Annotated in this window: 18 protein-coding genes; 7 read left to right on the forward strand and 11 right to left on the reverse strand. The window is 70.5% G+C overall.

Features of this window, described 5'->3' with window-relative positions; translation table 11 throughout:
* Positions 1–167: 167 nt before the first annotated feature.
* The 7 genes from ACFY0U_RS40915 to ACFY0U_RS40945 form a co-directional block, all read right to left on the reverse strand.
* On the reverse strand, positions 168–1,898 hold the full coding sequence (locus ACFY0U_RS40915) for a dipeptide ABC transporter ATP-binding protein (RefSeq protein WP_388644972.1): 1,731 nt from the start codon (positions 1,896–1,898) through the stop codon (positions 168–170).
* Positions 1,895–2,893: an ABC transporter permease gene (locus ACFY0U_RS40920; protein WP_388644973.1), complete on the reverse strand. Its 999-nt coding sequence runs from the start codon at positions 2,891–2,893 to the stop codon at positions 1,895–1,897. Before ACFY0U_RS40920 ends, ACFY0U_RS40915 begins: the two co-directional genes overlap by 4 nt.
* Positions 2,890–3,879, reverse strand: a complete 990-nt coding sequence (locus ACFY0U_RS40925) for an ABC transporter permease (protein WP_388644975.1) — start codon at positions 3,877–3,879, stop codon at positions 2,890–2,892. The genes ACFY0U_RS40920 and ACFY0U_RS40925 overlap by 4 nt, the downstream gene beginning before the upstream one ends.
* Positions 3,880–3,883: 4 nt before the next feature.
* A complete protein-coding gene (locus ACFY0U_RS40930) occupies positions 3,884–5,605 on the reverse strand; it encodes an ABC transporter substrate-binding protein (protein WP_388644976.1) in 1,722 nt (573 codons plus the stop codon).
* Positions 5,606–5,753: 148 nt separating this feature from the next.
* Positions 5,754–5,846: an Ms4533A family Cys-rich leader peptide gene (locus tag ACFY0U_RS40935; protein WP_323185132.1), complete on the reverse strand. Its 93-nt coding sequence runs from the start codon at positions 5,844–5,846 to the stop codon at positions 5,754–5,756.
* 68 nt (positions 5,847–5,914) lie between these two features.
* The gene (locus ACFY0U_RS40940; protein ID WP_388644977.1) at positions 5,915–7,537 is read right to left on the reverse strand and encodes a DUF3152 domain-containing protein; all 1,623 of its coding nucleotides are present in this window, start codon (positions 7,535–7,537) and stop codon (positions 5,915–5,917) included.
* Between the two features lie 8 nt (positions 7,538–7,545).
* Positions 7,546–8,592, reverse strand: coding sequence for an alpha/beta fold hydrolase (locus tag ACFY0U_RS40945; RefSeq protein ID WP_388644978.1), 1,047 nt, complete (start codon positions 8,590–8,592; stop codon positions 7,546–7,548).
* Positions 8,593–8,756: 164 nt separating this feature from the next.
* Between ACFY0U_RS40945 and ACFY0U_RS40950 the strand changes: the two genes are divergently transcribed.
* From ACFY0U_RS40950 to ACFY0U_RS40965, 4 genes are all read left to right on the forward strand, one after another.
* A complete protein-coding gene (locus ACFY0U_RS40950; RefSeq protein WP_388644979.1) occupies positions 8,757–8,975 on the forward strand; it encodes a hypothetical protein in 219 nt (72 codons plus the stop codon).
* 191 nt (positions 8,976–9,166) lie between these two features.
* Positions 9,167–9,808: a TetR/AcrR family transcriptional regulator gene (locus tag ACFY0U_RS40955; protein WP_388644981.1), complete on the forward strand. Its 642-nt coding sequence runs from the start codon at positions 9,167–9,169 to the stop codon at positions 9,806–9,808.
* A 136-nt stretch (positions 9,809–9,944) separates the two neighbouring features.
* On the forward strand, positions 9,945–10,172 hold the full coding sequence (locus tag ACFY0U_RS40960) for a DUF3107 domain-containing protein (RefSeq protein ID WP_171146544.1): 228 nt from the start codon (positions 9,945–9,947) through the stop codon (positions 10,170–10,172).
* A gap of 196 nt (positions 10,173–10,368) precedes the next feature.
* Complete coding sequence (locus tag ACFY0U_RS40965) at positions 10,369–10,638, forward strand: hypothetical protein (RefSeq protein WP_388644982.1); 270 nt, start codon at positions 10,369–10,371, stop codon at positions 10,636–10,638.
* Between the two features lie 115 nt (positions 10,639–10,753).
* Here ACFY0U_RS40965 and ACFY0U_RS40970 read toward each other — a convergent pair whose 3' ends face one another.
* Positions 10,754–11,491, reverse strand: a complete 738-nt coding sequence (locus ACFY0U_RS40970; protein ID WP_388644984.1) for a ferritin-like fold-containing protein — start codon at positions 11,489–11,491, stop codon at positions 10,754–10,756.
* Between the two features lie 492 nt (positions 11,492–11,983).
* Between ACFY0U_RS40970 and ACFY0U_RS40975 the strand changes: the two genes are divergently transcribed.
* Both ACFY0U_RS40975 and ACFY0U_RS40980 read left to right on the forward strand, forming a co-directional pair.
* Positions 11,984–14,566 carry a DEAD/DEAH box helicase gene (locus ACFY0U_RS40975; protein ID WP_388644986.1) on the forward strand — a complete coding sequence of 861 codons (2,583 nt, stop codon included), beginning with the start codon at positions 11,984–11,986 and terminating at the stop codon, positions 14,564–14,566.
* Positions 14,567–14,994: 428 nt separating this feature from the next.
* A complete protein-coding gene (locus ACFY0U_RS40980) occupies positions 14,995–15,879 on the forward strand; it encodes an alpha/beta fold hydrolase (protein WP_388644987.1) in 885 nt (294 codons plus the stop codon).
* Positions 15,880–15,899: 20 nt separating this feature from the next.
* Here ACFY0U_RS40980 and ACFY0U_RS40985 read toward each other — a convergent pair whose 3' ends face one another.
* Positions 15,900–16,793: an NYN domain-containing protein gene (locus ACFY0U_RS40985; protein ID WP_388644988.1), complete on the reverse strand. Its 894-nt coding sequence runs from the start codon at positions 16,791–16,793 to the stop codon at positions 15,900–15,902.
* 206 nt (positions 16,794–16,999) lie between these two features.
* Here ACFY0U_RS40985 and ACFY0U_RS40990 point away from each other — a divergent pair, with 206 nt between their 5' ends.
* Positions 17,000–17,152 carry a hypothetical protein gene (locus ACFY0U_RS40990; RefSeq protein ID WP_266888363.1) on the forward strand — a complete coding sequence of 51 codons (153 nt, stop codon included), beginning with the start codon at positions 17,000–17,002 and terminating at the stop codon, positions 17,150–17,152.
* Between the two features lie 84 nt (positions 17,153–17,236).
* Here the strand turns inward: ACFY0U_RS40990 and ACFY0U_RS40995 are convergent, their stop codons facing one another.
* A complete protein-coding gene (locus ACFY0U_RS40995) occupies positions 17,237–17,842 on the reverse strand; it encodes a MarC family protein (RefSeq protein WP_388644990.1) in 606 nt (201 codons plus the stop codon).
* A 56-nt stretch (positions 17,843–17,898) separates the two neighbouring features.
* Complete coding sequence (locus ACFY0U_RS41000) at positions 17,899–18,756, reverse strand: PHP domain-containing protein (RefSeq protein WP_388644991.1); 858 nt, start codon at positions 18,754–18,756, stop codon at positions 17,899–17,901.
* Between the last annotated feature and the right edge of the window lie 105 nt (positions 18,757–18,861).

Raw genomic sequence — 18,861 nt, forward strand, 5'->3', positions numbered from 1 at the left:
TGGGGAGCCGCCGTTGGTCCGACGGCTCGCAGCGGGACGAACGTATGCGGACATGACGGTGGCGCGACGGACGGTTGTCCATCGCGCCACCAAAAGGGGTGAACGGTCGTAACTTTCCCGTGCGGGCCGCGTTCGATCGCGCTAAGAGATCAAGCAGTTACGTTACGTCAGGCCGCGGCCAGCTCCCTGCGTGCCGCTCTGCGCCTCGCGGCCACTTCGGGATCGAGCGCCGGTACGGCGGCCAGGAGCTGCCTGGTGTACGGGTCCTGGGGGTTGTCGTACACCTCGTCAGCGGGCCCCGACTCGACGATCCGGCCGCGGCGCATGACCGCGACCCGGTCGCTGACCTGCCGTACCACGGCGAGGTCGTGGGCGACGAAGACGAGCGCGAGTCCGAGTTCGCGCTGCAACTCGCCGAGCAGGGCGACCACCTGGGCCTGGGTCGTCACGTCGAGCGCGGAGACCGGCTCGTCGCACACGATGACGCGCGGGTCGGCCGCGAGCGCCCGCGCGATTCCCACGCGCTGGCGCTGTCCGCCGCTGAACTCGTGCGGATAGCGGTCGTAGTGCGCCCCTTGGAGCCCCACGCGCTCCAGCAGCTCCGTCACGCGCCCCCTGATGCGGGTCTCGTCCTTCTCGCCACGCGCGCGTAGCGGGTCGGCGATCGACTCGCCCACACTGCGCCGGGGGTTGAGGGAGGAGACCGGGTCCTGGAAGACCATCTGGACGTCGGGGCGCACCCCGCCGCCCGGCCTGATCTCCCCCGCGGTCGGCTCCAGCAGCCCGACCAGCATGCGCCCGAGCGTCGTCTTGCCGCTGCCGCTCTCCCCGACGATGCCGAGGGTCTCCCCGCGGCGGATCGTCAGCGACACGTCGTCCACGGCGGCGAACGCCCGCTTGCCGCGGCCGAACTCGCGCCGGAGACCGCGCGCTTCGAGGACGACGTCCGCGGCCTCGGCAACGGTCCGAGCCGACGGCTCCGGATCCGAGGGCGCGTCCGAGGCCGACGTCGAACGCGCACCCGAGGCCGGCGCCGAAGACGCGTCCGGCGATTCCACCGGCGCGCCCGATGCGGCACCGGCCGCCCCGGCCGCCCCAGCGACCGCGCCCGCCGTCACCCGCCGCGCGTCCACCCGGGGCACCGCCCCCAGCAGCTCCCGCGTATACGTCTCGGAAGGAGCCGTCAGCACGTCCCCGACCGCCCCGTGCTCGACCACGCGCCCGTGCCGCATCACCAGCACCTCGTCGACGCTCTCCGCCGCCACGCCCACGTCGTGCGTGACGAGGAGCAGCCCCATGCCGGTCTCCTCGCGCAGCGTGTGCAGCAGGTCGAGGATCTGGGCCTGGACGGTGACGTCGAGGGCGGTGGTCGGCTCGTCGGCGATCAGGAGGTCCGGTTCGCAGGCCAGCGCCATGGCGATGAGCGCGCGCTGGCGCATGCCGCCGCTGAACTCGTGCGGGCGGGACCGGGATCGCCTCACCGCGTCCGGAATCCCCACCCGCTCCAGCACCTCGACGCCACGCGCGCGTGCCGCTCGTCGCGACACACGCGCGTGCACGCGGTACACCTCGGCGATCTGGTCGCCGATCGCGTAGTACGGGTCGAGGGACGACAGCGGGTCCTGGAAGACCATCGCGGCCTTCCCGCCCCGCAGCCTCCGCAGCTCCTCGTCCGACGCCGCCGGTACGTCGACGCCCGCGACCTCGATCGCACCGCCGACCTTCGCGCCCGTGCCGCGATGCAGCCCCAGCAGGGCGGAGGCGACCGTGGACTTGCCGGAGCCGGACTCACCGACCAGGGCGAGGGCGGCGCCCTGCTCCAGCCGGAAGGAGAGTCCGTCGACGGCCCGCAGCTCGCCGAACTCGACCGTCAGGTCGGTCACTTCCACCAGACTCATGCGAGCACCACCCGTCGGTCGGCCACCGCGTACAGCACGTCCGCGACGGCGTTGGCGACGACCACGAAGAAACCGATGACCAGGACCATGCCGACCACGACCGGCAGGTCGATCACATTGACGGCATGGACGAGCTCCTGACCGATGCCCGGCAGGCCGAAGAGCGTCTCGGTGAGGACGGCTCCGCCCACCGCGCCGCCGAAGTTGTTGGCGTTCAGCGCGATGACCGGCGCGAGCGCCCCGCGCAACGCGTGCCGCCCGATGATCGACCGCTCCCCCACGCCGTACGCGCGGAAGGTGCGGATGTGGTCCTCGGCGAGCGTCTCCAGCATCGACGCGCGCGTGAGGCGCGCGAACGCGGCCGCCTCGATGAGTGCCAGCGAGAGCCAGGGCAGCAGCAGGTTCCACGCCCACTGCTCGGGGTCGTCGGTGAAGTTCACGTACTGCGGGAACGGCAGCAGTTGCAGCTGCCCGCAGACGACGATCATCAGGACCAGGCCGATGACGAAGACCGGCGTGGCCACGCCCGCGAGCGTGATGCCGGTCAGCACCCGCTCGGTGAGCCGGCCGCGCCGCCACGCGGACAGGATGCCCGTGCCGACACCCAGGATCAGCCACAGCACCATCGCGCCGAACACCAGCGACAGGCTGACCGGCAGCTTGGTCAGGATCAGCTGGGTGACCTGCTGGTCGCTCTGGTACGACAGCCCCAGGCAGGGCGCCGAGCAGTGCTCCACGGCGGTGCCGGTCGAGTAGTCCTGGCCGGCGACGAGTCCTTGCAGGAAGTGCCAGTACTGCGTGTACAGCGGGTCGTTGAGGTGCAGTTGGTCGGCGACCTGCTGCACCTGGGCGGGCGAGCAGCGCGGGCCGCAGGTGATCTGGGCGACGTTGCCGGGGGTGACGTAGAAGACGACGTAGACGATCACCGAGATGGCGAACAGGGTGACCAGGGCGCCGAGGAGGCGCCGCAGCACGAAGCCGGTGAAGCCGCTCATGCCTTGGCCTCCCTCTTGCGGCCCGTGCCGACGCGCAGACGGGATGCCGCGCGCGGGTCGAGCGCCGTGCGGACGCCGTCGCCGAGGACGGTGAGGGCCAGCACCGTCACGAAGAGCGCGCCGGCGGGCAGCAGCAGGTACTGCGGGGCCGCCTGGTACCAGACGTCGGCGGCGGTCAGCATCTGTCCCCAGGAGGGCGTCGGGGGCTTCACGCCGACGCCCAGGAAGGACAGCGCGGCCTCGACGGTGATGTTGATCGGGACGAGGAGCGCGGCGTAGGTGATGACCGGCGCGGCGAGTCCGGGCAGCAGCTCCCGGCGGGCGATCCGCCAGGTGTTCCAGCCGCTGAGCCGGGCCGCGGAGACGTAGTCGAGTTCCTTGAGGGTGAGCGTCTGCGCGCGCGTGATCTTCGCGATGGTGCCCCAGGCGACGAAGCCGATCACCAGGGCGACCAGGACGGGTCGCGGGAAGTCCGACGGCACGATCGCGAGCAGGGCCAACGCCATGATCATGAGGGGCAGGGAGACGATGATGTCGGTGAGCCGGCTCAACAGTTGATCAACCCATGGACTGCCGAGTGCGGCTGTCACGCCCACCACGACGCCGATCAACACCTGTACGACGGTGGCGGCCAGCGCGACGCCCAAGGACACCCGGGCCCCGTACACGAGCCGCGCGAACATGTCGCGCCCCGTCTGCGGTTCGACGCCGAGCCAGTGGTCGCCGCTGACGCCCCCGAAGGAGCCGATGGGCACGCCGCCGCGCGCGGAGTCCACCAGGGCCGGGTGGTAGGAGGTCGGGTCCTGGCCCTCGATGGCGACCAGCAGCGGTGCCGCGAGCGCGACCAGGACGAGCAGCGCGACGACGACCGCCGCGCCGAGGGCGGCGCGCTGCGTCCGCAGCCGCCGCCAGAACTGACGGGCCCCCGAAGCCCCCGAGGCGACGGACGCCTCGGGGGCCTGGGTGGCGACAAGTGCCTCGCTCACGGCGCTACTTGACCGCGACCTGCGAGATGTCCAGCACACCGGTCCAGTCGCTGATCACGACGTTCCTGATGTCCTTGCCCACCAGACGCTTGTAGACCGGGTGGAACAGCGGCACGGTCAGTGCCTGCTCACCGATCTTCTTGTCCAGTGCACCCCACCGCTTGGCGGCAGCGTCAAGATCGGTCAACTTGTTGATCGCGTCAATCTCAGCATTGACCGACTTGTCATTGAGCAGGCCCGTGTTGAAGTTCGCACCGTCCTTCACGATCTGTCGACCATCGAAGATCGGCGCGAGGAAGGGACCGCCGGACGGCCAGTCCGCACCCCAGTGGGCGAGGAAGAAGCCGGGCTCCGTCTTCACGTTGTGGATCTTGTCGGAGTAGTCGTTGTCCTCCAGACCCTGGAGCTTGACCGTGATACCGGCCTTCTTGAGCGCGTCCTGGATCGCGGTCGCGATCTCCGGGCTGGTCTCGAAGTCCTTGGCGTTGGAGTGGGTCAGCGTGATGGTGAGCCCGTTCGCGTAACCGGCCTCCTTCAGCAGCTCCTTGGCCTTCGCCGCGTTGCCGGAGTCACCCGCCGGGAACAGGTCGTAGGGCTCGTAGCCGAAGGACTTCTGGTTCGGCAGGAAGGTGGTCGCGGCCTCGGCCAGCGAGGATCCACCGGCCGCATTGACCACCGACGAGCGATCAATGGCGTACGAGATCGCCTGCCGCACCTTGACGTTGTTGAACGGCTTGACCGTCGGGTTGAACGCTATGTAGTTCGTGTAGCCGAAGTGCCCGGTGCCGACGCGCGCGGCCAGCTCCTTGTCGCCCGTCACCTTGGCGAGCTCGGCCGGTCCGAGGTTGGTGTCCGTGGTGACCGCGGTCGAGTCCGCCCCCTGAGACGCGGACAGCCGCTGGTTGATCACGGAGGAGTCGAGCCCGGACCGTACGTCGACCTTGTCCGGGTAGGCCTTGCGCTCGGCGTCCGTCGCGGCGGACCAGTGCGTGTTGCGCTCCAGGACGAGGTGCTCACCGTCGTTCTCGTTCTTGACGACCTTGTACGGGCCGGACGAGATCGGGTGCTCCTCGTACTTCGTCCCAGTGTCCTTGGCCTTCGGCACCGGCGTGAACTGCGTCTGCGTGGCCAGGTACGGGAACTCGCCCTCGGGCTTGTTCAGATGGAAGACGATGGTCCGGTCGTCCGGCGTCTCGATCGCGTCGAGGCCGCCCTTGTCCTTGTACGGGCCCTGGTAGTCGGCGGCACCGACCAGCCAGTCCCGCAGATAGGGGGCGCCACCGGAGAGTTCGGGGGCGAAGGACCGCTCGATGCCGTACTTGATGTCGGCGGACGTGATCGCGGTGCCGTCCTCGTACTTCAGGCCCTTCTTCAGGGTGTACGTCCACACGGTCGCGTCCTTGTTGGGGCGCCCCGTGTCGGTCGCGAGGTCCGGGACGACCTCGGCACCGGCCTCACCGTTCTCGCGGTTGCGGGTGGTGAGCGTACGGAAGACCAGGGACGGAACGTTTCCGCCGCCGGAGGTGTAGAGACGGGCCGGGTCGAAGTCCTGCTGCGGGTTGGAGTTCAGGACCGTCAGGGTGCCGCCCTTGTGGGGCGTGGAGTCACCGGCGGAGCCCTTGGCATCGTTGTCTTCCGGCCCGCAGGCGACAGCGCCCACTGCCAGAACCAGGCCTACGGACACCGCCCGCCACGCGGCGGCGCTGTTTACGGACGGTTGACGCATCGGAGACGACCTCTCGAATGGTGAGACAGACAGACAAGGGGTGAGACGAAAGTGAACAGAAGTCTGCCCGGGCGTCAGGTCGTCGAAAAACCGTGACCAGGTCACGGGAAAGGAAAAAGATCGCGACGCGAACGCCTCAGGGCGGACGTCAGCGACAGTGAATGTCGGCCACGCACAGAGCGGTCACGCCGATGAGCGCCAGCTCTATGGCGGCGCGAACGGAGGCGTGACGGGGCGACATGCGCAGCAATATGTACGACTTTTCTGCGCATGTCAACGCGACACCTGGGGCGATGCGAGAGGCGCCCGTCAACTCCCGGGGTATGCCCAGGGGTTGGCCTTGCACGTGATCCCGTCATGGTTCAGGAACTTGGTCTGCTGCTGCATGACCGGGGCGAGTTCGCCGTCCTTGTCGCAGGTCACGTGATGGTTGCCGAGGCGATGACCGACCTCGTGATTGATCAGCATCTGCCGGTAGGCGTGAATTTGATCACCGTAGGTCTTGGACCCCTGCGCCCACCGATAGGCGTTGATCATCACGCGCTCGGTGGAGGCGGAATCGCAGGACACGTTGTCCACGGTGGTGTCCAGACCGGACTTCGCACACCACTCCGCGGTCGTCCCCGGACTGGCGAGCGTGATCACGAAGTCGGGCTTCCCGGAGTAGACGCGCTCGAAGGTACGGGCCCCGTTGTGGGCCCAGCTCCGGTCGTCGTTGAGCGTCTTCTGCACGGCTTCGGCGAACAGTTCGCCGTCCAGCCCGAGCCCTTGCTCGACATCCACCCGGTAGGTGAACTTCTGCCCCGTGCCGGGCGCCTTGTCGATGCCCTTGATCGCGTCGAACTTCCCCGACCCGTCGAGCGTCGCGCTGAGGGGGTACGTCTGGTCCATCTTCTGCTCGTACGTCAGCGTCGCCACGTTCGGCGACGAGGACGGCGTCGGCCGCCCGTCCGAGCGCGAGGCCGAATCCCGGGCGTCCCGCGCCTGGTCGGTGGCCGATTGCGACTGTACGGCGTCGTCGTCCCGCCCGTCGGTCACCTGTCCCGCGACGACGATGGCGAGCACGGTGGTGACGGCGGCCGCCGCGATGCCCGTGAAGGCCCGCCCCTTGCCGCCCTTCTGCTGCGTGGGCTCACCGGTGGGCGGCTCGTCGTCGTCACCGTCCGGAGCGGGCTGCCAGTCGGTGACGGAGGCGTACGGGTCGGCCGGTCCTTGCGGGGAACGGGGCGCGAAGACGTCCGCGTCCCCGAAGGCGTCGAGATAGTCCTGCCGAGGGCTCGCGGCCCCCGCCCGCCGGGGTCCTCCAGGAGGCGCCTGCCGCTGCCGCGGTATCGCGACACCGGGCGCGGCAGCCATGCCGTGCGCCCCCAACTCACCCCATGCACCGCCCGCTTCACGCTGCTCGGGGTGACCGCCACGGACCCGGGGGGTGCCGTCGGCGAACCGGGGTGTGCCGTGCGCGGGAGTGCCGTCGGGAAGGCGCGGCACACCATGGGCGGGGGTGCCGTCCGCGAACCTCGGCACACCTTGCGCAGGCGTCCCGTCGGCCAACCTCGGCACACCACGAGCCGGCGTCCCGTCAGCCAAGCGCGGAACCCCCCGGGCGGGCGTCCCGTCCCCGAACCGCGGTACCCCCTGCGCCGGCGTCCCGTCGGCGAACCTGGGTACCCCCTGCGCGGGCGTCCCGTACCCGAACCGCCGAGCTCCCTGTGGAACCGCCCGGTAGACCGGATCCCCGTACACCGAGGGCCCGCTCGGCGCCGGCGGCCCCTGCCGCGGCGGAGCGCCCTGCGGCGGCCGTACGGCTCCTTGCCGGGGCGAAGCACCCTGGGGCCCCGGAGCGCCCCCGGCGTCCCGCCCACCTCGTCCTGCAGTTATGTCCGCGGGGTCACTCTTGGAAGCAGACCCGCGGCGGCGACTGTGTCGTCCCACCCCGCCCCTCAGCTCCCCGCGCTCGCGGCCTCGGGCGCACCGGCACCCGCGGACCCGGCCGCATCACCGGACGCCCCCACGGACGCGCCCCCACCGTCCGGGCCCTCCGTGTCCGCCAAGAACTCCCGGAACGCCCGGGCCACCGTGTCCGGATACTCCATCATCGCCACATGCCCCGCCTCCGGCAGGCTCAGCAGCCGGGAGTCACGGAAGGACCGGACCGCCTTCCGGGCCATGCGATAGCCGACGAGCTGGTCGCGTCCGCCATAGACGAGCAGGGTCGGCGCGAGGACCCGCTCCGCCTGGCGCCACAGCGCGTGCTGCCCGCCGAGCGTGTAAGCGTTGACCAGACCGCGCGCGGAACGGGTCATCGCGTCCCAGAAGTACGGCAGTTGCTGCCGGCGCTCCATCTCCTCGACGGCGTGCCGGAACCCCTCCGGTGAGACCCGCGCGGGATCGCCGTAGCAGAGCGCCGTGACGCCGCGGACGCGCTGCTCGGCCGTCCAGTCACGGCTGAGCCGAGTGAAGAGCGCCGCCATGCCGGGCACCGCGAGGAGCGCGGTGGGCACCGCGCTGCGCTGCACGCGGATCTCGGGGAGCGCCGGCGACACGAGTGTCAGCGTCCGCACGAGGTCGGGGCGTACCGCGGCCACGCGCGTGGAGACCGCGCCGCCGAGGGAGTTGCCGAAGAGGTGCACGGGCCCGCGGCCGGAAGCGTCCAGAAAACGAATCACCGCACGCGCGTGTGCGGTGATCGAGTAGTCGCCGTCGTCCGGCGGCGGCGAGTCCCCGAACCCGGGCAGGTCGACGGCCTCACCGTCGAGAACGTCCTCGAGCTCCAGCATCAGCGCGGACCAGTTCTGCGAGGAACCGCCGAGGCCATGGACGTAGAGCGCGGGTGGCAGCCCCTCGCGCGCGGGCGGTCTCGAACGCACCGAGAGCGTGATCCCCGGCAACCCCACCGACCTGAGCCGCTCGCCCTCCGCCACCCTGACGGGTGTCACCTTCGGGAGCACGTTCGCGGCCGGTACGGACGGCAACTCGGTCGAAGACATGCGGCAATGTTACGAGACGATCACGCACTGGTTCATGTGTTCGCCGTCACAAAGACCACGCACATCGCATAGCGTCCGGATCGTGTGTCTCCTAGGCTCGTACGCAGGGCACCCGCATGTGGCCCCCTGCATCAGTCAGGGACGTTCTAGGAAGGGAGCCCGCAATGGCCTACGACCCCAGCGACCCCGAGACCTTCGAGGACAGCGGCGGTGACGTCGAGCTCGACGTGGAGGCACCCGAGGGCGACGCCGCCGAGCAGCAGACGGAGGTCTCCCAGGAGCGCGACGACCCGCTGACCGGCGTCGACACGGGTCAGGCCGACGAGGCCGACCTCATCGAACAGGCCCGTGTCGTCCAGATCGACGAGGACGACTATCGGTGACGCCCCGGGAGGTGGCACTGAGCCGGAGCGCGACAGGCGTTGCCCGGTAAGTACCCCTTTGAAACCTTCGCAGGGCTTTCGTCACCGTCCGGTACGTGAAATTCTGCGCTCGCACCGCGCACACCACGGTTACCGAAAAGTACGATGGCGGCGCGGCGCACACCGCAAGTGGACGACTTATGGGAGGCGGCGTGACAGCCATCGAGCAGACAGAGGCGGCACGCCCTCGAGGTACGCGCCTGCCGCGCCGTGCCCGACGGAATCAGCTGCTGGGCGCCGCACAGGAAGTCTTCGTGGCGCAGGGCTACCACTCGGCCGCGATGGACGACATCGCTGAGCGGGCCGGAGTCAGCAAGCCGGTGCTCTACCAGCACTTCCCGGGCAAGCTCGACCTCTATCTCGCACTGCTGGACCAGCACTGCGAGTCCCTGATCCAGTCCGTACGGCACGCGCTCGCCTCGACGAGCGACAACAAGCAGCGCGTACGGGCGACCATGGACGCCTACTTCGCGTACGTCGAGGACGACGGCGGCGCCTTCCGCCTGGTCTTCGAATCGGACCTGACGAACGAGCCCGCCGTGCGCGAGCGCGTCGACAAGGTCACGACCGAGTGCGCCGAGGCGATCTGCGAGGTCATCGCCGAGGACACCGGCCTCTCGCGCGCGGAGTCGATGCTGCTGGCCTCGGGCCTGGGCGGCCTCGCGCAGGTCGTGGCCCGCTCCTGGCTGCACAGCGACCGCAGCGTGCCGCGCGATCAGGCGGTCCAGCTGCTGACGTCCCTGGCATGGCGGGGCATCGCCGGTTTCCCGCTGCACGGCATCGATCACCACTGACCCGACACTTTGTTCCCGCCCGCTGTTCGCTCCTGGCGTTCTTGCGCGGAGCGTGAACGTCCCCTCACCGGGCTAATGTGTGCTGGGTACGGCGCGGATGGACGCGCACTTCACTGACCGTCGGAGGGACATAGCCGTGGAGGTCAAGATCGGCGTGCAGCACGCGCCCCGCGAGATCGTTCTGGAGAGCGGTCAGAGTGCCGAGGAGGTCGAGCGTGTGGTGGCCGAGGCACTGGCCGGAAAGTCGCAGCTGCTGAGCCTCACGGACGAGCACGGCCGCAAGGTCCTGGTCCCGGCGGAGCGCCTGGCCTACGTGGAGCTCGGCGAGCCGGCTCCGCGCAAGGTGGGCTTCGGCGCGCTGTAGACGACGCCTACGAGAAGGGCCCGGCGACTTGGAGTCGCCGGGCCCTTCTCGTCGTACGAGCAAAGCCCCGCAAGATTTTTTTCTCCACATATGGAGCACAAGGCACCCACAGAGGAGGATTGCATTCCGCAGGTCACGGGTAAGACGGGCTACGACCGCAATGCGCAGCGTGACCGTGTGGGAGGGACCCCAAATAATGTTGCTGGAAGCGCTCGGCTCCGCACTGCTCGGTCTCGTCCTGGCCGCGGTGGCAGCCCACCGGCTGGCCCACCGCCTACCCGCCCGCTCCCTGGTCCTGGCGACCGGCGTCGCCGGCGCCCTGTTCGGCGCCTTCGTGACGCACAGCGCGCTGGGTTCGAGCGGCATCCTGGTCAACCTGATCGGCGCGGTGGTCGTCTCGGCCGCGTCCCTCTCGCTCCTGCTCCGCCCCGCGGGAAGATTCCGCCGTAGGTCGGCACCGGCGTAGGGCCCGAAGTCCCCAACGCCCTTCAGGGCAACGCCGGTAGGGGCGCCGGGAACGGCGCGACAAGCCCCCACCGGCCCGCGGCCGCGAAGCAGCCGAAACCGCCCCTCACAGAGCGCTAGGCCGCCAACCCCAGCGCAGCCATCCGCTTCGTGTGCGCCTCCGTGATCCGCGAGAACATCCGCCCGACCTCGGCCAGATCGAACCCGTCGGCCACCCCGCCCACGAGCATCGTCGACAACGCGTCCCGGTCCGCGACCACCCGCTGCGACTGCGACAGGGCCTCACCCATGAGACGCCGGGCCCACAGCGCGAGACGCCCACCCACACGCGGATCGGCATCGATCGCCGCCCGTACCTTCTCCACGGCGAACCCGGCATGCCCGGTGTCGTCCAGCACCGCCAGGACCAGCTCACGCGTGTCCGAGTCCAGCCGCGCCGCGACCTCACGGTAGAAGTCACTGGCGATCGAGTCGCCGACATACGCCTTGACGAGCCCCTCCAGCCAGTCCGAGGGCGCCGTCTGCCGGTGGAAGCCGTCGAGCGCGGCGACGAACGGCTCCATGGCCTCCGTCGGCTCCGCGCCGATCTCGGTCAGCCGGTCGCGCAGCTTCTCGTAGTGGTGGAACTCCGCCGACGCCATCTTGGCCAGCTCCGCCTTGTCCGCCAGCGTCGGCGCCAGCTTGGCGTCCTCCGCGAGCCGCTCGAACGCCGCCAGCTCCCCGTACGCGAGCGCGCCGAGCAGGTCCACGACAGCGGCCCGGTACTGCGGATCGGCGGAGGCCTTCGCCCAGTCCTGGGCGGCGACTCCGGTGGGTTCGGCAGAAGCGTCGGAGGTGTTGTCAGGCGTCGTCATGAAGCGCACAATAGCCCGCTCCCCGCGCGGCGGAAGTCCCTGGTGAAGCAGTGTGACGACGACTACGTGACCAAATCGGCCATCGCATGTGCGCGTTTCCGGGGTATGGTGGTAATGCGCCTGCTGAGTACGCACGTCCATGAGGACTGCGTATCTCCACAGGCCGCACGTATGAGGATGCCCGGTCGGTGGCCCGATCGGCTCCGACCTGACAGCTCTCCTTGGCCGTACGGCACTGTGCGTACGGCATCCGGAGGGACCCTCAGCGGTTCGAGCGCTTGAGCGTCGGCAGAGGTCCCGTGCCGTTACGGCTAGCCCGTAAGGCAGTCGACGTCCCCAGCACGGTCCTAGACGACCCCCGAGCTCGCCTCGCACCGCGCACACAGAAGAGGCAAAACCCTGACTACGACGTTCAGAGATCTCGGAATCCTTCCCGAGACCGCCGAGGCCCTTGAGGCCGTCGGCATCATCAACCCCTTCCCCATCCAGGAGATGACGCTCCCCGTCGCCCTTTCCGGCACGGACGTCATCGGCCAGGCCAAGACCGGCACCGGCAAGACGCTGGGCTTCGGCCTCCCGCTCCTCGAGCGCGTCACCGTCCCCGCCGATGTCGAGGCCGGCCGCGCGAAGCCCGAGGACCTCACCGACGCCCCGCAGGCCCTCGTCGTCGTCCCCACGCGCGAGCTGTGCCAGCAGGTCACCAACGACCTCCTGACCGCGGGCAAGGTCCGCAACGTACGCGTTCTCGCCATCTACGGCGGCCGGGCGTACGAGCCGCAGGTCGAGGCCCTCAAGAAGGGCGTCGACGTGATCGTCGGCACCCCGGGCCGGCTGCTGGACCTCGCGGGCCAGAAGAAGCTCAGCCTCAAGCACATCAAGGCACTCGTCCTGGACGAGGCCGACGAGATGCTCGACCTGGGCTTCCTGCCCGACGTCGAGAAGATCATCAACCTGCTGCCGGCCCGACGTCAGACCATGCTGTTCTCGGCGACCATGCCGGGCGCGGTCATCGGTCTCGCGCGCCGCTACATGTCGCAGCCCACGCACATCCGCGCCACCGCGCCGGACGACGAGGGCCAGACGGTGCGCAACACCGCGCAGTTCGTCTACCGCGCGCACAACATGGACAAGCCCGAGATGGTCGCGCGCATACTGCAGTCCGACGGCCGGGGACTGGCCATGGTCTTCTGCCGCACCAAGCGCACCGCCGCCGACCTCGCCGACCAGCTCAAGCAGCGCGGCTTCGCCGCCGGCGCGGTCCACGGCGACCTCGGCCAGGGCGCGCGCGAGCAGGCGCTGCGGGCCTTCCGCAACGGCAAGGTGGACGTCCTCGTCTGCACCGACGTCGCCGCCCGCGGTATCGACGTCGAGGGCGTCACGCACGTCATCAACTACCAGTCCCCCGAGGACGAGAAGACGTACCTGCACCGCATCGGCCGTACCGGCCGCGCGGGTGCGAAGGGCATCGCGATCACCCTCGTCGACTGGGACGACATCCCGCGCTGGCAGCTGATCAACAAGGCGCTGGAGCTCAACTTCAACGACCCGCCGGAGACATACTCCACCTCCCCGCACTTCTACGAGGAGATGAACATCCCCGCGGGCACCAAGGGTGTCCTGCCGCGAGCCGAGCGCACCCGCGCGGGGCTTGAGGCGGAGGAGCTCGAGGACCTGGGCGAGACCGGTGGCCGTGGTGGCCGCGGTCGCGGTGACCGCAACGACCGGGGTGGCCGTGGTGGCCGGGACGAGTCCCGTTCCGCCGACAGCGAGCGCCCGGCCCGTACGCCGCGCCGTCGCCGTCGTACGCGCAATGGCACCCCGCTGGACGGGACCGCCGCACCGGTGGAGACGACCGCGCCGGAGGAGACCGCGGTGTCCGAGGACGCGTCCTCGCCCCGCACCCCGCGCCGTCGTCGCCGCACCCGTAACGGAGCGGCCTCTCTGGAGTCGGTGCCGACCACGGCCACGACGTCCGAGGCCGCGGAGGTCGCGGTCGACACGGCCGAGGCCGCGGAGACCAAGCCGCGCCGCCGCCGGACCCGTAGGTCCACGGAGACCGCCGCCGTCGAGACGCCGGTCACCGTCGAGGCGACCGAGGTCGTCGCGGAGGTCAAGGAGCCCGAGGCGCCCGTCGCCGAGGTCACCGAGACGAAGCCCCGCCGCCGGACCCGCAAGGCGGCCGCCGAGACGGTCGCCGTCGAGGTCGTCGACGCCGAGGCCCCCGTCGCCGCGCCGCGTCGCCGTACCCGCAAGACGGCTGCCGCCGCCGAGGCCGCGGTGGACACGGCGGAAGGCACGGAGGCCAAGCCGCGCCGCACCCGCAAGGCCGCCGCCGCTCCCGAAGCCGCCGTCGACACCGCCGAGGCCGTGGAGACCAAGCCGCGACGTACGCGCAAGACGGCCGCCACCGCCGTGACCGTGGTCGACACGGCCGAGGCCGCCGAGGCCAAGCCCCGGACCCGCCGTACCCGCAAGGTCGCCGAGCCCGCCGCGACTGTCGCCGAGATCCCGGCACAGACCACGGAGGAGCCGGAGGCCAAGCCGCGCCGTACGCGCAGGACGGCCGCCGCCGCGGAGACCGCGGTGGACACGGCCGAGGGCACGGAGACCAAGCCGCGCCGCACCCGCAAGACGGCGGCTGCCGCCGAGACCGCGGTCGACACGGCCGAGGCCCCCGCCGCCGCGCCGCGCCGCCGTACGCGCAAGGTCGCCGAGGCAGCCGAGGCAGTGGTCGACACCGCCGAGGCCGCGGAGGCCAAGCCCCGGACCCGGCGCACCCGCAAGGTCGCCGAGACCGTCGAAGCCGCTGCGGCTCCGGAGGTCACCGAGGCCAAGCCGCGCCGTACGCGCAAGACGGCCGCGGCCGCCGAGACCTCGGTCGACACGGCCGAGGGCACGGAGACCAAGCCGCGCCGCACCCGCAAGACGGCCGCAGCCACCGAGGCCAAGCCGGCTCGCGCGCGGAAGACGGCCGCAGCCGCCGACATCCCGGCCCAGGCCGCCGAGGAGCCGGAGGCCAAGCCGCGCCGCCGCACCCGCAAGGTCACGGCCGCCGCGGAGTCCACGGAGAGCTGACCGCTCACCCGATGGCCCGGCCCACATCACGTGGGCCGGGCCATCGGCGTTCCGGCGCCCACCTGAAGCACGAGCCCAGCTCACCCACCCACGTGGCCCAGCCGCGAGACCGCCGCCTCACCAACCCGCCCCGCAGCTCACCCACCCGCATGGCGGAGCAGCAAGACAGCCGCCTCCCTCGCCCACCCACTTCACACGAACCACGCCGCACCGGCCCGCTTCACACGAACCGCGCCGCACCCGCCCCTCCACCCCGGCCCACTCGCGTCACCGGCACCGCGCTTCGCTGGCACCGCGCTGCACCGCCCCCTCCACCCCAGCCCCCCACGCTGCCCGCCCCGCCCCGTCACACCCCGCAGTGCACCCGCATGGCCCACCTCACACCACCACCCCCGCCCTCCGCCCGCCCCTCCGGATAGCCTCATGGCATGAGCAGGCCCCCCACCTTCGCGCCACCCCCCGGCGCCCGCGCCCACTCCCTGCGTACCGCTCGCGGTGAGTTCGCCGTCGTCGACGCGCCCGCGGCGGACGGCGTCGCGCCCAGGGGGACCGCGCTGCTGCTGCCCGGGTTCACCGGCAGCAAGGAGGACTTCAACCCGCTGCATGTGCCGCTCGCGGCGCGCGGGTACCGGACGGTCGCGGTGGACGGACGGGGGCAGTTCGAGTCCGACGGCCCGGCGGACGATGAATCGGCGTACGCGCAGGACGAGTTGGCGAAGGACGTGCTGGCACAGGCCGCGGCCCTCGACGGACCCGTGCATCTCCTCGGGCACTCCCTCGGCGGGCAGATCGCGCGGGCCGCCGTCCTCCTGGACCCCGCCCCCTTCCGCTCCCTCACCCTCATGTCCTCGGGCCCCGCCCAGATCTCCGGCTCCCAGCAGCAGCGCGTGAAGCTGCTCCGGGACGCGCTGACCGTGATGAGCATGGCGGAGGTGTGGGACGCGATCCAGGCCATGGAACCGCCCGAGGAGACCGACACCGGAGGTGAGTTGGACTCCGGGCTCGACGACCGGGAGGACCTGCGCCGGCGCTGGATGGGCAACAAGCCCGCCCAACTCATCGCCACCGGCCGCCAGTTGTGCGCCGAGCCGGACCGGGTGGCCGAACTGGCCGCCGCACCGCTGCCGTTCCACGTGCTGTCCGGCTCGCACGACGACACCTGGCCGGTACCGCTGCTCGACCACATGGCCGTCCGTCTGCGGGCCCGCAGGACCGTGATCCCCGGCGCCGAGCACTCCCCCAACACGGACCGCCCCCTGGAGACGGCCCGCGCGATAGCCGACTTCTGGGACGGCACCCGGTCGCCCCGTTAGGGCCGGGCGGCGAAGAACCGCTAGTACTGCCCCTGCAAGTGCTCCCAGAACCCGTCCCGCAGCGCCCGCCGCAGATCCGCCTGCCCCCGCAGCGAGTACTGCAACAGCCCCTCCGCCTCCACCAGCAGATCCTGGTCCACCGACCCCGGCAGATACGGATGCCCGGGCAGCAGCTCCCCCACCGTCTCCCGCCCCCGCGCCGCCAGCCACTTCGCCGCGATCTGGGCGCCCACGAAGCGGACGTCCTCGCGACTGGGCCGGTTCGCCGAGGCCTCGTAGGCGGCGGACGTACGCCGTGACACGTACGGCTTGAAGAAGTCGAGGTCGAGGACGCGCTGGCTGTCGACCTCCCAGAGCAGCGGCTCGGCCTGGTTGCGTCCCTCGGGCGCCTCGATGCCCCACAGGTGGACGCGGGCTCCGTACCCCTGGGCCGCCTCGACCGCCGAGACCAGGTCCTCGTCGCCGCCGAGCAGGGCCGCGTCGCTGATCGCCCGGTGCCGGGCGAGGGACTCCAGATCGGTCCTGATCAGTGAGTCGACGCCCTTCTGCTGGTTGTTGGCGTTGAGATTGCCCAGCCGCACCTTGACGTCCGGAAGCTCGGCGATCGTCTGCTGCTCGGCGGTGTGGATACGCCGCCGGGCGCCGTCGTACCAGTAGACCCGCAGCAGCCTGCTGTCGGCGAAGATCGTGCGGGCCTTGTCGATGAGCGCCTCGATCAGCCCCTCGGCGTCCAGGTCGAAGGCCCGGCGGTCCTCGGTCCCGGCGACCAGGCGGCCCGCGGCCGCGTACAGATACCCCGCGTCGACGAAGATCGCATGGGTCGAGGGCGTCTTCGCCACCTCGGCGAGCATGCGCGTCAGCAGCTCGTTGGTGTGGTCGATGCGGGCGGTGAGGGCCGCGAGGTCGTCGTTCATCGCCTCCATTGTCCCGGCGGTCACGCTGCGAACACAACCGGTCCCGGTCGGTCTCCGAAGAGGCGGCGGAGAGTCGCTTACCGGTCAGTAGTTAGCTGTTCGAAAAATTTCTTTAGCGTAGGGAATGTTTGTAACGCGCACCCCGTTGACTACCTACGTACGCAGTAATTCTCCGCAGGAGGATGACCAGACGAAGGGAGAAGCCCATGCGCTTCGAAATCATGCGACTCGACGACGTCGACGGCACGCCCGTGGACAGCACCGTTGTGGACGCCGCCTCCGTCAATCGGATCGTTCAGCAGGCCGCCTCGATAGGCCAGCGACTCTGGATCCGCCCGACCGAGGCCGCGGCCTCGTAACACATACGAAGCATCACCCAGGCTTCAGAGCCCCCGTACGGCAACGATGTCGTACGGGGGCTCTGCGCTGTCCGGCCACGGGGATCAGCTCCCCTGGATCACCTGGGTGATGCCGTTGATGATCTGCTGTACGGCGATCGCGGAGAGCATCATGCCCGCGAGCCGGGTCACCAGGACCACACCGCCGTCCTTGATGACCCGGATGATCAGCAGCGAGTAGCGCATCACCAGCCACAGCACGACATGGATGGCGAGGATCGCCGCCCACACCGACACCTGAGTGGCGACGCTGTCGGCCTTCTGCACGGCGAGGATGACCGACACGATCGCACCCGGCCCGGCCAGCAGCGGCATGCCCAGCGGTACCAGCGCCACATTGACGTCCTTGGTCTGCTTGGGCTCGTCGGTCTTGCCGGTCAGCAGGTCCAGGGCGATCAGCAGGAGCAGCAGTCCGCCCGCGATCATCAGCGCGGGGACGGAGACATGCAGATAGTCGAGGATCTGGTGCCCGAGGAGCCCGAAGACGGTGATGACACCGCCGGCGACACAGACGGCCTGGAAGGCCATCCGCTTCTGCACCTTGGCGGGCCGGCCGGAGGTCAGCGCCAGGAAGATCGGGGTGATCCCGGGGGGATCCATGATGACGAACAGGGTCAGGAACAGGGAGCCGAAAACGGCAGCGTCGAACACAGGGAAGCCTTGCGAGGAGAAAAGAAAAAGAGATCAGGTGGACGCGAGAGCGAGTCTCACGCTCCGCCGGTCCCGGGCACCGGGAACGCGCCGGTGGCACGCCGGGTGATCTCGCCGTACACCTCGGGGTCGGTCCGGTACTCGCCGAGCGTGACGGTCTTGCGGCTGCCGTGGTAGTCGGAGGAGCCCGTGACCAGCAGCCCCAGCTCGGCGGCGAGCCCGCGCAGCCCGGCCCGTGTCTCGTCGTCGTGGTCCATGTGGTCGACCTCGATACCGTCGAGCCCGGCCGCGGCCATCTCGACGATCGCGGACTCCGGCACCGTACGCCCGCGCTTGCTGGCGCCCGGGTGCGCGAAGACGGTGACCCCGCCCGCGGCCTTGACCAGCCGGATCGCCTCGAAGGGGTCGGTCTCGTGCTTCTCCACGAAGGCCCGCCCGCCGTCGGCGAGCCACTCCTCGGTGAAGGCGTCGCTCACGGTCGATACGACCCCGAGCTCGACGAGCGCGGTGGCGACATGCGGCCGCCCCACGGACCCGTCCCCGGCGATCCGCATCACCTGGTCCCAAGTGATGGGCACACCCAGCTCGTTGAGCTTGGCGACCATGCCCCGCGCCCGCGGCACCCGGTCGTCCCGCACCAGCTCCCGCTCGGCGAGCAGCTCCGCCTCCTCGGGGTCGAAGAGGTAGGCCAGCATGTGCATGGACACACCGTCGATACGACAGGACAACTCGGCCCCGGTGACAAGCGTGAGCCCCTCCGGCAGCGCGGCGATCGCCTCGGCATACCCACGCGTGGTGTCGTGATCGGTCAGCGCGACAACGTCCAGCCCAGCGGCGGCGGCATTGCGCACCAGCTCAGCGGGCGTGTCCGTGCCATCGGAAGCCGTGGAGTGGGTGTGCAGATCAACACGCACGACACGAACTCCAGACACTGACGGGACACAAGGGACGGCTCAAGGATAACCGGATTTTCAAGAACCCCTGTCACACCCGAAACCTGCGAGAGACCTTTACACAGA

Origin of the sequence: Streptomyces sp. NPDC001536 (assembly GCF_042894505.1) — a bacterium.
GTDB lineage: Bacteria > Actinomycetota > Actinomycetes > Streptomycetales > Streptomycetaceae > Streptomyces.

Excerpts from the sequence above, each read along its gene's own strand:
- ACFY0U_RS40990 (WP_266888363.1), top strand. The coding sequence starts at position 17,000 with ATGCGCTTCGAAATCATGCGACTCGACGACGTCGACGGCACGCCCGTG.
- ACFY0U_RS40950 (WP_388644979.1), top strand. The coding sequence starts at position 8,757 with ATGGCCTACGACCCCAGCGACCCCGAGACCTTCGAGGACAGCGGCGGT.
- ACFY0U_RS40975 (WP_388644986.1), top strand. The coding sequence starts at position 11,984 with ATGACGCTCCCCGTCGCCCTTTCCGGCACGGACGTCATCGGCCAGGCC.
- ACFY0U_RS40930 (WP_388644976.1), bottom strand. The coding sequence starts at position 5,605 with ATGCGTCAACCGTCCGTAAACAGCGCCGCCGCGTGGCGGGCGGTGTCC.
- ACFY0U_RS40920 (WP_388644973.1), bottom strand. The coding sequence starts at position 2,893 with ATGAGCGGCTTCACCGGCTTCGTGCTGCGGCGCCTCCTCGGCGCCCTG.
- ACFY0U_RS40945 (WP_388644978.1), bottom strand. The coding sequence starts at position 8,592 with ATGTCTTCGACCGAGTTGCCGTCCGTACCGGCCGCGAACGTGCTCCCG.
- ACFY0U_RS40935 (WP_323185132.1), bottom strand. The coding sequence starts at position 5,846 with ATGTCGCCCCGTCACGCCTCCGTTCGCGCCGCCATAGAGCTGGCGCTC.
- ACFY0U_RS40965 (WP_388644982.1), top strand. The coding sequence starts at position 10,369 with ATGTTGCTGGAAGCGCTCGGCTCCGCACTGCTCGGTCTCGTCCTGGCC.
- ACFY0U_RS40985 (WP_388644988.1), bottom strand. The coding sequence starts at position 16,793 with ATGAACGACGACCTCGCGGCCCTCACCGCCCGCATCGACCACACCAAC.
- ACFY0U_RS40915 (WP_388644972.1), bottom strand. The coding sequence starts at position 1,898 with ATGAGTCTGGTGGAAGTGACCGACCTGACGGTCGAGTTCGGCGAGCTG.
- ACFY0U_RS40980 (WP_388644987.1), top strand. The coding sequence starts at position 14,995 with ATGAGCAGGCCCCCCACCTTCGCGCCACCCCCCGGCGCCCGCGCCCAC.
- ACFY0U_RS40970 (WP_388644984.1), bottom strand. The coding sequence starts at position 11,491 with ATGACGACGCCTGACAACACCTCCGACGCTTCTGCCGAACCCACCGGA.